This window comes from Enterobacter sp. Cy-643 (assembly GCF_011752815.1).
GTDB lineage: Bacteria > Pseudomonadota > Gammaproteobacteria > Enterobacterales > Enterobacteriaceae > Cedecea.
The window spans coordinates 189,469-201,952 of the sequence record NZ_VWWV01000004.1 but is presented as its reverse complement, the minus strand read 5'-3'; the positions used below and the strand labels follow the sequence as shown (position 1 = coordinate 201,952).

Annotated in this window: 10 protein-coding genes; 7 read left to right on the top strand and 3 right to left on the bottom strand. The window is 58.5% G+C overall.

The features are described from left to right. Positions 1-14: 14 nt before the first annotated feature. Complete coding sequence (locus F3J29_RS16925) at positions 15-293, top strand: hypothetical protein (protein WP_154187416.1); 279 nt, start codon at positions 15-17, stop codon at positions 291-293. Here the strand turns inward: F3J29_RS16925 and F3J29_RS16920 are convergent. After that, complete coding sequence (locus tag F3J29_RS16920) at positions 290-1,069, bottom strand: SDR family oxidoreductase (protein WP_166867810.1); 780 nt, start codon at positions 1,067-1,069, stop codon at positions 290-292. The genes F3J29_RS16925 and F3J29_RS16920 overlap by 4 nt on opposite strands. Positions 1,070-1,178: 109 nt before the next feature. On the opposite strand from F3J29_RS16920, the gene F3J29_RS16915 reads away from it, so the two are divergent. Beyond that, on the top strand, positions 1,179-2,081 hold the full coding sequence (locus F3J29_RS16915) for a LysR family transcriptional regulator (protein ID WP_166867808.1): 903 nt from the start codon (positions 1,179-1,181) through the stop codon (positions 2,079-2,081). A 14-nt stretch (positions 2,082-2,095) separates the two neighbouring features. Here F3J29_RS16915 and fhuE read toward each other — a convergent pair whose 3' ends face one another. Continuing rightward, positions 2,096-4,261 carry a ferric-rhodotorulic acid/ferric-coprogen receptor FhuE gene (fhuE, locus tag F3J29_RS16910; protein WP_166867806.1) on the bottom strand — a complete coding sequence of 722 codons (2,166 nt, stop codon included), beginning with the start codon at positions 4,259-4,261 and terminating at the stop codon, positions 2,096-2,098. A 360-nt stretch (positions 4,262-4,621) separates the two neighbouring features. Between fhuE and emrD the strand changes: the two genes are divergently transcribed. Then, complete coding sequence (emrD, locus tag F3J29_RS16905; protein ID WP_166867804.1) at positions 4,622-5,806, top strand: multidrug efflux MFS transporter EmrD; 1,185 nt, start codon at positions 4,622-4,624, stop codon at positions 5,804-5,806. A gap of 1 nt (position 5,807) precedes the next feature. On the opposite strand, the gene dsdC is transcribed toward emrD, so the two are convergent. Then, positions 5,808-6,743: a DNA-binding transcriptional regulator DsdC gene (gene dsdC / locus F3J29_RS16900; protein ID WP_166867802.1), complete on the bottom strand. Its 936-nt coding sequence runs from the start codon at positions 6,741-6,743 to the stop codon at positions 5,808-5,810. A 224-nt stretch (positions 6,744-6,967) separates the two neighbouring features. On the opposite strand from dsdC, the gene dsdX reads away from it, so the two are divergent. From dsdX to F3J29_RS16880, 4 genes are all read left to right on the top strand, one after another. Then, positions 6,968-8,305 (top strand): D-serine transporter DsdX, encoded by a 1,338-nt coding sequence (gene dsdX, locus F3J29_RS16895; RefSeq protein ID WP_166867800.1) that lies wholly within the window; start codon positions 6,968-6,970, stop codon positions 8,303-8,305. Positions 8,306-8,322: 17 nt separating this feature from the next. Further along, on the top strand, positions 8,323-9,651 hold the full coding sequence (gene dsdA / locus F3J29_RS16890) for a D-serine ammonia-lyase (protein ID WP_166867798.1): 1,329 nt from the start codon (positions 8,323-8,325) through the stop codon (positions 9,649-9,651). 314 nt (positions 9,652-9,965) lie between these two features. Further along, positions 9,966-11,360 (top strand): MFS transporter, encoded by a 1,395-nt coding sequence (locus F3J29_RS16885; protein WP_166867796.1) that lies wholly within the window; start codon positions 9,966-9,968, stop codon positions 11,358-11,360. A gap of 91 nt (positions 11,361-11,451) precedes the next feature. Then, entirely contained in the window at positions 11,452-12,483 is a 1,032-nt protein-coding gene (locus F3J29_RS16880; protein ID WP_166867794.1) for a LacI family DNA-binding transcriptional regulator, read from the top strand. Position 12,484: the final 1 nt, after the last annotated feature.

The window sequence follows — 12,484 nt, the reverse complement described above, 5'->3', positions numbered from 1 at the left end:
CTTCAGGAAGAAAAATGGCCTCTAAATATGCACTCGTTCTGCTGGCTCCGCTGCTGCTGGCCGCCTGTTCGTCATCGGACAATTCAGGGATGGATCGCCAGGACAGGCAGCGGCTGGACGACAGCTTTATGCGCTCGCCGTGGCCCGATCCCTACTACAACAGCCGCTATCTGACGCCGGAACAGCGCCAGGACATTCGCGACCGCATCCGCGCCGACCAGCTCGAAGCCAGAGGGCGCAGGGATAACAGTACCGACAGCGGCGACGGCTTTGGCCAGCCGGTGCATTTCTAAACGGTCGGCACCGTTCCGCCGTCAATGATGTACTCCGTGCCGGTGATCGCGGCGGCACGGTCTGAGGCCAGGAAGGCTATCAGATTAGCCACTTCTTCTGGTTTTGCCGGGCGACCCAGCGGGATCCCGCCCAGCGAATCCATAATGATTTGCTTCCCACCCTCGTAATCCGTGCCAGCCTGCAGCGCCAGCCGCTCCGCCAGGCGAACAGACGCCTCAGTTTCAATCCAGCCCGGCGCCACGCGCAGCACTCGCACGCCCTGCGGAGAAACCTCTTTCGACAGGCTTTTGCTGTAGGCGGAAAGCGCCGCTTTGGCCGCCGCGTAGGCCGTCGTAGCCTCCGGCAGCGGTAAAATCCGCTGAATGGATGAAACATGGATAATCACACCTGAGCCCTGCGCCGTCATGCCAGGCAGCAGCGCCCTGTCCAGCCGCACCGCCGGGAAGAGGTTAAGCGCCAGCTCGCGCTGCCACTGTTCATCGTCCAGCACCGCGTAGCCGCCGGCGGGGGACGATGAGCCGCCGAGCATATGCACAATGATATCCACGCCACCGAGTCGCGCCTGCACGGCGTTTACCAGCTCCTCGCAGCCCTCACGCGTGGCGAGATCCGCCGCGACAAACTCATCGTTGTGAATATTATCAGCCGCATGCCGAGCCACGGTCATCACCCGCGCGCCCAGCTCGCGGAACAGCGCTACGGTCGCCGCGCCTGCGCCCTTCGTGCCGGACGTCACCAGCGCTCTCTTGCCCTTCAGCGTCAAAAAGTCAGTCATTTTACGTTCTCCAGAAAGTCGATTTACCTGTCGGATCACTACTCTAAGAACGCGGTATAATTTAAACAATTGGGACAAACCGGGATGAAATGATGAAGGAATCGGGACAATGTCGCGCATAGCCCTCGGCGATATCGAAGCCGTACAGGCCATCGCCCGCCGGGGATCTTTCCGCGCGGCGGCTATCGACCTGGGCGTTTCAACTACGGCGCTCAGCCATACGCTGGCAAAGTTTGAGGCCGAACTTGGCGTGCGCCTGTTTAACCGCACCACCCGTAGCGTGTCGCTGACGGAGGCCGGGAGGCTGTTTATTGAGAGAGTTAGCCCGTCTCTTCAGGGGCTGAACGACGCTCTTGAAAGCGTGCGGGCGCACCGCGATACGCCGTCCGGCCTGCTGCGCATCAACGCGCCGCCTTTTGCCGCTCGCCAGGTACTTTCGTCGCTGGTGTTTGAGTTTTTACGCCGCTATCCGGAGATGCAGGTCGATATGGTGACCGAAGGAAAGCTGGTCGATATCGTTGCGGAAGGGTTCGATCTTGGCGTGCGCGTAGCCGGGCTGGTACCTGCCGATATGATTGCGCTTTCTCTCGGCCAGCCGCAGCGCTTCGCCGTTGTCGCGTCTCCGGTTTATCTGGCGGCGCACGGCGCGCCGTTAACGCCGGGCGACTTGCTGAATCACGCCTGTATTCGCGTCCGGTTGCCGGATGGCTCGCTCTACCGCTGGCATCTGGAAAAGCAGGGCGAAATCGCGCAAATCGATGTGCAGGGACCGCTGACGCTGGACGAAGCCTCGCTGGCGCGGGAGGCGGTTCTGGAAGGTATCGGACTGGGCTTTTTCATGGAGCAAAACGTCGCCGATGATATTCGCGCCGGCAAACTGGTGCGCCTGCTGGAAGCATGGACCCCGCCCTTCCCGGGGCTTTGCCTTTACTATTCCGGCAGGCGGTATCCTTCTGCCGGGCTTGCCGCTTTCCTGGCGCTGGCGCGGGAAAGCAGTCAGGGAGGCCAATGACCTCCCCATAACGCTTAGAAGCTGTAGTTTGCCGTCAGCGAGAAGCTGCGCGGGGCGCCATAAACCACATAGTCGGAAAGCCAGGATTCATATTCTTTGTCGAACAGGTTGTTGATGTTGCCCTGCACGGCGAAGTTTTTTGTTACCTGGTAACGGGTGAAGAGATCCACCAGCGCGTAGCTGCCCTGTTTGATGCGGGTGTTGCCGTTCGGGCCGTAGGCATCCTGCCAGGTTTTACTCTGCCAGTTCACACCGCCGCCCACGGTCACTTCCGGCAGCATCGGCAGCTGGTAGCGGGTAAACAGCTTCAGCGTGGTGCGCGGCTGGTCCGGGTTTACCGCGTCGCCGTTATTGTCGTCTGCCACATAGCGGGAAGCCCCGAAGGTCAGCTGCCAGTTATCGGTCAGCGCGCCGTTCAGCTCAAACTCCACGCCGCGGCTCACGGTACCGTCCACGGATTTATACGCCGTTTCACCAGGGTTGCCGTTAACCGGCGTGCCGAGCGACTGGGCAACGTTGTCCTGTTCGATGCGGAACACCGCCAGCGAGGTCGTCAGGCGCGTGTTAAACCAGTCCGCTTTCACGCCCGCTTCGTAGCTCTTCCCGGTGGTTGGGTCGAGGTAATTACCGTTGACGTCGCGCTTGTCGGTTGGCTGGAAGATGGAGGTGTAGCTGGTGTAGGCCGACCAGGTGTCGTTGATGTCGTAAACCAGCCCCGCATAGGGCGTGACGTCGTGTTTTTTGCTGCTCAGGCTGGTTTGCGGCGCGGTGGACGGATTGTAGTCCGCATCCCATTCGCTATAGCGGGCGCCCACAATCAGGTGCAGCGGGTCAGCCAGTGAGAAACGCGCTGCGGTGTAAGCGGCCTGCTGGCGCACCACATCTTTGCTGTACAGCGAGAAGGCTGACCAGCTCGGGTCTGCGACGCTGCTGTAGAAGCTGTCCATCGCGATGCCGCCGTAAGGCAAGCCGGTGTTCGGCATGGCGTTGTCGTAGTGGTTACGCTGGCGGCTGTAGCTGCCGCCGAACATCAGCTCGTGCTGGCGGCCAAACAGGTCAAAGCCGCCGCGCACAAACGCATCCACCGAATCCTGTTTACGCTCGCCCCGGTTCCAGCCGCCGTAGGCGCTGGTGCCCGCGCCGGTCACTTTATCCGGGAAACCGGTGACGTACATCAGCTTGGAGTCGAAGTTGGTTTCGGCGTGCAGCGTGTTGATACGCGCTTCCCAGCCGTTATCAAAGCGCTGGACCAGGTTGGCGAACACTTTGGTGGCGTCTTTGTTGGAGTAAGCCCAGTCCGGCGCGGTGGTGGCGCTGCGGCTAAAGTGCGTCCGGCTGCCGTCGGCATACCAGGTGGGCAGGCCGCCCCAGGTCGGGCTGTCGTCATTGCTTTCCTGGTAGTCGTAGCCAACGGAAAGCGTGGTGGAATCGGTCAAATCGGCATCCACTACGCCGTAGATAAATTTCTTGCGGTAATGGCTTTTATCCAGCCAGGTATCGTTGTCCTGGTAGCCGGTGACCACGCGGCCCCGCACGTTGCCGGACTCGCTCAGCGGCGCGGAGAGATCGGCCACATAGCGCTGCTTGTCCCAGCTGCCGTAGCTGGCGGACACGTTGCCTTTAAACTCGCGGCTGTCGGCGTGCTTGCGCACCATATTGATGTACGCCGAAGGGTTGCCGCTGCCGCTCATCAGCCCCGCCGCGCCGCGCACCACTTCAATATTTTCAAACACGGCGGTATCCGAGCCGGTGTCGCCGAAGTCCCAGACGTCGCTAACCTGCGTGGGCATGTCGTCATAGGCATAGTTGCTGATGAAGAAACCGCGCGCAAAGTAGGTCGCCCGGCTGCTGTCCACCAGCCTGGTGCTGATGCCGGTGGTGTTATCCAGCACCTCGCCGATGGTTTGCAGATCCTGATCCTGAATACGCTGCTGGCTGATGACGCTGACGGATTGCGGGATATCGCGCGGAACCAGCAGCAGCTTCGTGCCGGTGGTGGTGGTTTTGACGCTGTAATCCTGTTCCTGTCCCGCCAGCGGGTTATCCGCCTGAGTATTCACCGTGATGGTATCTTCTGCCTGCGCAGAAGGCAGCAGCGCCAGCGCAATGGCCGCCGCCAGGAGTGATGGGCCGCCTGCCCGTAACGTGAACCGATCCCTGGAGAAGTTAACAAATGCCATGTTAAACCCTCATTTTTGCAGTGCTGCGGCGGTTTCCCTGGCCGGCACTTTTTTGATTTTTATAAAGACGCGCATCATTAAATGCGGATGAGAAATATACGCATTTGTATTTAACCTGTAAACAAATGTAATTCTCTGAGGGTTAACGAAGATTGCACCGTTACGGGGCAAAAAAGGGCGTTTGGTGGCAATAAAAATTGCCGCTTTCGCTTTACAAACCAACACGTAAATTTGTTGTTAAAACAGCCTCATCATCTGGCTTATTGCATAGGTTGTGATAGATTCCTCTCGCTTTCAAAACATACACAGCAAAATACGCTGCGAAGCCTCTCTCTTTTTTCAGGTAAACGATCGGACGCCATGAGAAAGTTAGCCAATATCCACCTGCTGATGATGTTGATTCTGCTGGTTGCTGTCGGGCAGATGACACAGACGATTTATATTCCTTCTATTCCCGATATGGCTCATGAAATGGGCGTGCGCAGCGGCGCGATTCAGCGCGTGATGGCGGCCTATTTGTTTACCTACGGCGTGTCGCAGCTGTTTTATGGCCCGCTTTCCGATCGCATTGGCCGCCGCCCGGTGATCCTCGCCGGCATGGTGATTTTTATGCTGGCAACGCTCGGCGCGCTGTTTACTACGAATTTGCATATTCTGGTGCTGGCAAGCGCCCTGCAGGGCATGGGCACCGGGGTCGCGGGCGTGATGGCGAGAACCATGCCGCGCGATCTCTACGAAGGCGGTGATTTACGCCAGGCCAACAGCCTGCTGAACATGGGCATTCTGGTAAGTCCGCTGCTGGCACCGGTTATTGGTGGGATGCTGGACAGCGTCTGGGGCTGGCGGGCCTGTTACGGTTTCCTGCTGTTGTTGTGTGCCATTGTCGCCTTCTCGATGTGGCGCTGGCTGCCCGAAACCCGCCCGGCGAACGCAGCGCCGCCTCGCCTGATGCGCAGCTACAAAATGCTGCTCGGCAATATCTCCTTCAACTGCTATCTGCTGATGCTGGTCGGCGGGCTGGCGGGCGTGGCGGTGTTTGAAGCCTGCTCCGGCGTACTGATGGGCGGCGTACTCGGCCTGAATGGCGTGGTGGTCAGCATTCTGTTTATTCTGCCCATTCCGGCGGCGTTTTTTGGCTCCTGGTACGCGGGCCGCCAGAATGTACGTTTTTCCAGCCTGATGTGGCAGGCGGTATTAAGCTGCCTGTTCGCCGGGATTTTGATGTGGATCCCCGGCTGGTTCGGCATCATGAATATCTGGACGCTGCTGGTGCCTGCGGCGCTGTTCTTCTTCGGCGCGGGCATGCTGTTCCCGCTGGCGACCAGCGGCGCGATGGAGCCGTTCCCGTTCCTCGCCGGTACCGCAGGGGCGCTGGTTGGCGGCCTGCAAAACATCGGCTCCGGCGTGATGGCCTGGTTCTCCGCGCTGATGCCGCAAACCGGGCAATACAGCATCGGCATGCTGATGACCGCAATGGGCGTGCTGATCCTGTGCTGCTGGCTGCCGCTGGCGCAGCGTTTCCAGCATCATGGCGAGGCGGTGTAAATTATTTCGCCTCTTCGGCCAGGGCCTTAAGCCAGCTGATAAAAGCATCAATCTTCGGCCATTGTCGGCCAGCAAGGGTCGAAATGTAGTAATGCTGATGGCATTTTAACGCTTTATCCCCAAAGGGGGCGATAAGCTCGCCCCGCGCCAGCCGCTTCTGCACCAGCCTTTTTCGCCCCATCGCCACGCCAACGTGGTTCATCGCGGCAATCACCGCCAGGTCAGAGCGATCGAAGCCTATGCCCGTTGAGGCAGGCAGCTCAACGCCAAACTGCTGCGCCCAGCTGTACCACTCGTCGGTGCCGGAATCGTTGCTCCATGCCTGCCGGTCATGCAGCAAAGTGCAGTGGCGCAGTTGAGAAGGCCGGGAATGAAGTTCAAAACGGCGGGCATATTCCGGGCTGCAAACCGGCAGAATCGCCTCGTCCATCAGAAAATGGTGGCTCAGCTGCGAGGAAGGCGCATCGTCAAAATAGAGTGCCAGATCGATACCTGCGCGCTGTAAATTCAGGTTGTCGTTCCCGGTCAGAATGGTTAGCGAGATAGAGGGGTAGCGCTGGGTAAAATCCTCCAGCGCGGGCACCAGCCAGCACTGGGCAATCGACGGCCTTGAGTACACGGTCAGCGTGCCGGAGAGTTCCTGGTTTTTGATATCCAAAATCTCCTGATTCAGCGTATCCAGAGAAGATTTCAGCGCCCAGAACACCCGCTTGCCTTCGTGCGTCAGTTCCACTTTACGGTGCGAGCGAACAAAAAGCTGGATCCCCAGCTCGTCTTCCAGCTGGTTTATCCGGTGGCTAACCGCGCTGGGGCTCAGCGACAGTTCATCCGCCGCTAGCGCAAAAGATTGATGGCGCGCCGCCACCTCAAAGGTGTACAGCTTCGACAGCTGCCAGCCGTTTAATAACCGATTGCGCCCTTCGCGTGACGTTTCCATCGTGACCTCTTTCTCATTTCCCGCGGCCAAGTTTAAAAAATCTGCCGCTAACCAGCAGCATTTAGTTGAATAAAACCGAATCTGAAACACAATTCATCGCCTTATTTCGACACAAATCACTCTTTTGATTCAATCCATCTCATGCGAAAGGCCAGTTTTATCGTTTGTCAGCCCGGATGGATTTTTATCCAATAGCCCGCAAATGATGCACAGGAGAAGGGCTAATGGGATCGCAAATCTGGGTGGTGGGTACGCTGCTTGCCAGCATCGTGTTAATCGTGTTGACCATCGTAAAACTGAAGCTTCATCCTTTCCTCGCGCTGCTGCTGGCGAGCTTTTTCGTCGGCGTAATGATGGGAATGGGGCCGCTGGAGATGGTTAACGCGGTGGAAAACGGCATCGGCGGCACGCTGGGCTTTTTAGCCGCGGTCATCGGGCTGGGCACCATTTTGGGAAAAATGATGGAAGTTTCCGGTGCCGCCGAGCGCATTGGCCTGGCGCTGCAGCGCTGCCGCTGGCTTTCCGCCGACGTGATTATGGTGCTGGTCGGCCTGATTTGCGGCATTACGCTGTTCGTTGAGGTTGGCGTGGTGCTGCTCATCCCGCTGGCCTTTTCCATCGCCAAAAAGACCCACATTTCTTTGCTGAAACTGGCGATCCCGCTGTGTACCGCGCTGATGGCGGTTCATTGCGTGGTGCCGCCGCACCCGGCGGCGCTGTTCGTGACCAATAAACTCGGCGCCGACGTAGGCACCGTGATTGTGTATGGCTTAGCGGTTGGCCTGCTGGCGTCTCTGGTGGGTGGTCCGCTTTTCCTGAAGTGTCTGGGCAATCGCCTGCCGTTTAAATCCGTTCCCGCCGAATTTTCGGATCTGCGAACACGCGACGCGGCTTCTCTCCCGTCTTTGAGCGCCACGCTGTTTACCGTGCTGTTGCCTATTGTCCTGATGCTGGCGAAGACGCTCGCGGAACTGAATATGACGCCGGGCAGCACGGCGTATACCGCGCTGGAGTTCATCGGCAACCCGATTACCGCCATGTTTATCGCCGTTTTCGTGGCCTATTATCTGCTGGGCCTGCGACAGAACATGAGTATCACTACGCTGCTGAGCCATACCGAAACCGGCTTTGGCTCCATTGCGAATATCCTGATGATCATCGGGGCCGGCGGCGCGTTTAACGCCATTCTCAAGGCCAGCGGCATGGCCGACAGCCTCGCGCTGAGTCTTTCCGGCCTGCATCTGCACCCGATCCTGCTCGCCTGGCTGGTTGCCCTTATTCTTCACGCCGCCGTCGGTTCCGCCACGGTGGCGATGATGGGTGCTACCGCTATTGTTGCCCCGCTGCTGCCGCTCTATCCCAACGTCAGCCCCGAGATTGTTACGCTCGCCATCGGCTCCGGCGCCATCGGCTGCACCATTGTGACCGACTCGCTGTTCTGGCTGGTGAAGCAATATTGCGGTGCCACGCTCCATGAAACCTTTAAGTACTACACCACGGCGACATTCATCGCTTCTTTAGTTGCACTGGCTGGCACATTCCTGCTTTCCTTTATCATCTGAGCGCCAGGAGGCTCGTTATGAAATCGACAGAATTACACGCGTTAACCGAAAAATTCCCGCTGCTCAGCGAGCTTATCGCCCTGAACGAAACGACCTGGTTTAACCCGGGAGCAACCTCCCTTGCCGAGGGCTTACCGCATGTTGACCTGACTGAGCAGGACGTGAAAGAAGCGCACGCCCGGCTGGATCGCTTTGCGCCTTACCTGGCTCAAGCCTTCCCGGAAACCGCAGCAACCAGCGGTATTATCGAGTCAGAGCTGGCCGCCATTCCGGCAATGCAAAAACGGCTGGAAAAAGAAAATGGGCAGAAAATCTACGGCAAACTGTGGCTGAAAAAAGACAGCCATCTGCCTATTTCTGGCTCAATTAAGGCTCGCGGGGGCATTTATGAAGTCCTGACTCACGCGGAAAAACTGGCTACCGAGGCAGGGCTACTGAGTCCTGAAGATGACTACAGCAAGTTACTTTCTCCTGAATTACGCGAGTTTTTCAGCCGCTACAGCATCGCCGTTGGTTCTACCGGCAACCTGGGTCTGTCGATTGGGATCATCAGCGCCCGAATTGGCTTCCGCGTCACGGTGCATATGTCCGCCGACGCCCGCGAATGGAAAAAAGCCAAACTGCGTAGCCACGGGGTTGAGGTGGTTGAATACGCCGAAGACTACGGCGTCGCCGTTGAGCAAGGGCGAAAAGCCGCTGAGGCGAACGCCAACTGTTTCTTTATCGATGATGAAAATTCCCGCACGCTGTTCCTTGGTTACGCCGTCGCCGGGCAACGGCTGAAAGACCAATTCTCACGACAGGCTATTCCCGTTGATGAGCAGCATCCCTTGTTCGTCTATCTGCCCTGCGGCGTTGGCGGCGGCCCCGGTGGCGTGGCGTTTGGGCTGAAGCTGGCCTTCGGCGACCACGTTCATTGTATTTTTGCCGAGCCAACCCACTCTCCCTGCATGCTGTTGGGCGTTTACACCGGCCTGCATGATGCGGTTTCCGTGCAGGATATCGGCATCGATAACCTGACTGCCGCCGACGGTCTGGCCGTGGGGCGGGCTTCCGGCTTTGTCGGCAGAGCAATGCAAAGGCTGCTGGACGGCTTCTATACCGTGGACGATCAATCGCTTTACGACATGCTCGGCTGGCTGGCGGAAGAAGAAAATATTCGCCTGGAGCCGTCGGCCCTGGCGGGAATGGCCGGACCGCAGCGCGTGTGCGCGACGACGTCTTACCATGAGCTGCAGGGCTTCAGCGCCCAACAGCTTGATAACGCGACGCACCTGGTCTGGGCCACAGGGGGCGGTATGGTTCCAGAGGCTGAGATGGCGCAGTATTTAGCGAAGGCTCGCTGATTAGCCCCTTACCCCGACCCTCTCCCCAAAGGGGCGAGGGAGAAAATCCCGGCATATTTTGCTCCCGATCGGCCCCTCACCTAATAAGGGGCGGAAGAAAACCCGCATCTTTGGCCTGAGTGCTGTTCTGTCCCCTCTCCCTTCCCGGGGGAGGGTTAGGGTCACTTCTTCCGTCATATTTTTGTCATTTAGTTACCTTACTCTCACTTCCGGTTTAATTATTTGATCAATCTACGCGCGTAGATACACTGCGGGAAATGATTAAAAATGGCATCTTCGCCAACAGATAACGTTCGATCTCTGTGAGAACTCTAATGACGACAAGCACTTTTTCCCCTCCCCCGAGCGATGCGCAGCACGCGGCGGAAGAACGCCTGGCCACGCCGGAAGGTAAACGTGATTTTATTCGCGCCACCTTCTCCTGCTGGCTCGGTACCACGATGGAATACGCGGACTTCGCGCTTTATGGCCTGGCGGCCGGGATCATCTTTGGCGATGTATTCTTCCCGGATGCCACGCCCGTCATGGCGCTGCTCTCCAGCTTTGCCGCTTACTCAGTGGGCTTTGTTGCCCGGCCAATTGGCGCCCTGCTGTTTGGCTGGCTTGGCGACCGCTACGGTAGAAAAATGGTGATGGTCATAACGATTGCGCTGATGGGCTGCTCCACCACGTTGATTGGCCTGATCCCGAGCTACGCGCAAATTGGCGTCTGGGCGCCAACCTGTCTCGTTATTCTACGTTTTGCCCAGGGGCTTGGTGCGGGTGCAGAGCTGTCCGGCGGCACCGTGATGCTGGGTGAATATGCGCCGGTAAAACGCCGCGGCCTGGTGTCATCCATTATCGGGCTGGGCTCCAACAGCGGCACGCTGCTGGCTTCTCTGACCTGGCTGCTGGTGCTGCAGATGGATAAAGAGACGCTGCTTGCCTGGGGCTGGCGTATTCCGTTCCTGTGCAGCATGTTGATTGCCGCTGTTGCCCTGATTATTCGCCAGCATCTGCGTGAAACGCCTGTTTTTGAGCGTCAAAAAGCGCTGCTGGAAGCCGAGCGTAAACAGGTGCTGGAAAAGGGGCTGGCCCGGCAGCAGAAAGATCCGCGCAGCTTCTGGCAGCGGACCCGCGCCTTCTGGACCATGGTCGGGCTACGCATTGGTGAAAACGGCCCTTCTTATCTCGCCCAGGGTTTTATCATTGGCTACGTCGCCAAAGTGCTGGCGGTAGATAAATCTGTCCCCACGCTGGCGGTGCTGATTGCCTCGGTGCTGGGCTTCGCCATTATTCCTTTTGCCGGCTGGCTCTCCGACCGCTTTGGCCGCCGTATCGTTTATCGCTGGTTCTGCCTGCTGCTGATTCTCTACGCTTTCCCGGCCTTTATGCTGCTGGACTCTCGCGAGCCGATGATCGTTATTCCAACCATCGTCGTCGGCATGGGACTGGCTTCGCTGGGCATTTTTGGCGTACAGGCCGCCTGGGGCGTGGAGCTTTTCGGCGTGACGAACCGCTATACCAAGATGGCGTTTGCCAAAGAGCTTGGGTCGATGCTTTCCGGCGGAACGGCGCCGCTGATTGCCGCCGCGCTGCTCTCCTGGACCGGGCACTGGTGGCCAATCGCGCTTTACTTCGCGGTGATGGCGGGCATCGGGCTGGTGACCACCTTCTTTGCGCCGGAGACCCGAGGTCGCGACCTCAATCTGCCGGAAGACGCTATTTGATTTGTCACAGAGTTGACGGCGATTTTTACGGAGCAAAGCTTTATGCTGTGGCTCCGTTTATCGCCCGCCAGCCAAATAAAGCAGGTATTCAGTGACTAAGCCTCAAGTACACCGCGTTACCCGCGCTGAAGTCGCCAAAGAAGCAGGGACTTCCGTCGCGGTCGTCAGCTACGTGATTAACAACGGCCCGCGTCCGGTCGCGCAGGCCACGCGTGAGCGCGTGCTCGCCGCCATCAAGAAAACGGGCTACCGCCCGAACGGCATTGCCAGGGCTTTGGCCAGCGGCACCACGCGCACCTATGGTTTAGTCGTTCCCAATATTGCCAACCCGTTTATCTCGTCCATGGCGCACGCGCTCCAGCAGGAGGCTTTTGCCGATGGCCGGGTGCTCTTGCTGGGCGACTCCGGCGATGACCGCGCCCGCGAGCTGGAGCTTATCAATAACCTGCTACATCGTCAGGTTGACGGGCTGATTTATACCAGCGTCGACAGGCACCCTTACATCGATCTTATCCAGGCCAGCGGTACGCCGTGCGTGATGCTGGACAGAGTTGAGCCGGAGCTGAACGTTTGCTCAATTCAGGTTAATGAGCAGCATGCCGCGCGGCGTGCAACCCGCCATCTGATTGAGCACGGCTATCGCGATATCGCCATTATTTGCGGGCCGCAGGAGATGCTGAACACTCAGGATCGTATCAGCGGCTGGCGGCTGGCGCTGGAAGAAGCGGGCCTTGCCGTTCGCCCTGAATGGATTTTTTCAACGGACTACACCCGCCGGGGCGGCTACGACGCAACAAAGAAAATGCTGGCTGGCGAATTGCCTCGGGCGCTGTTTGCCACCAATGAGCAACAGGCCTTTGGCTGCCTGAGAGCGCTGTCTGAACACGGGCTCTCCGCGCCGAAAGACCTGGCCCTGGTGTGCTTCAACGGCACACTGGAATCGGCCTTCAACGTTCCCTCTTTGACGACGGTTCGCCAGCCCGTCACGCAGATGGCTAAGAAGGCCATCGAAATGCTGAAAAAGTGGGACGGACAGCCGCATAAACACGAATTCGATTTTGAGCTGGAGATTGGCGAGTCCTGCGGCTGCCGCTCCCTCACGACAGCAGGAAGTGATAAGTAAC

Excerpts from the sequence above, each read along its gene's own strand:
- F3J29_RS16925 (WP_154187416.1), top strand. The coding sequence starts at position 15 with ATGGCCTCTAAATATGCACTCGTTCTGCTGGCTCCGCTGCTGCTGGCC.
- F3J29_RS16920 (WP_166867810.1), bottom strand. The coding sequence starts at position 1,069 with ATGACTGACTTTTTGACGCTGAAGGGCAAGAGAGCGCTGGTGACGTCC.
- F3J29_RS16915 (WP_166867808.1), top strand. The coding sequence starts at position 1,179 with ATGTCGCGCATAGCCCTCGGCGATATCGAAGCCGTACAGGCCATCGCC.
- fhuE (WP_166867806.1), bottom strand. The coding sequence starts at position 4,261 with ATGGCATTTGTTAACTTCTCCAGGGATCGGTTCACGTTACGGGCAGGC.
- emrD (WP_166867804.1), top strand. The coding sequence starts at position 4,622 with ATGAGAAAGTTAGCCAATATCCACCTGCTGATGATGTTGATTCTGCTG.
- dsdC (WP_166867802.1), bottom strand. The coding sequence starts at position 6,743 with ATGGAAACGTCACGCGAAGGGCGCAATCGGTTATTAAACGGCTGGCAG.
- dsdX (WP_166867800.1), top strand. The coding sequence starts at position 6,968 with ATGGGATCGCAAATCTGGGTGGTGGGTACGCTGCTTGCCAGCATCGTG.
- dsdA (WP_166867798.1), top strand. The coding sequence starts at position 8,323 with ATGAAATCGACAGAATTACACGCGTTAACCGAAAAATTCCCGCTGCTC.
- F3J29_RS16885 (WP_166867796.1), top strand. The coding sequence starts at position 9,966 with ATGACGACAAGCACTTTTTCCCCTCCCCCGAGCGATGCGCAGCACGCG.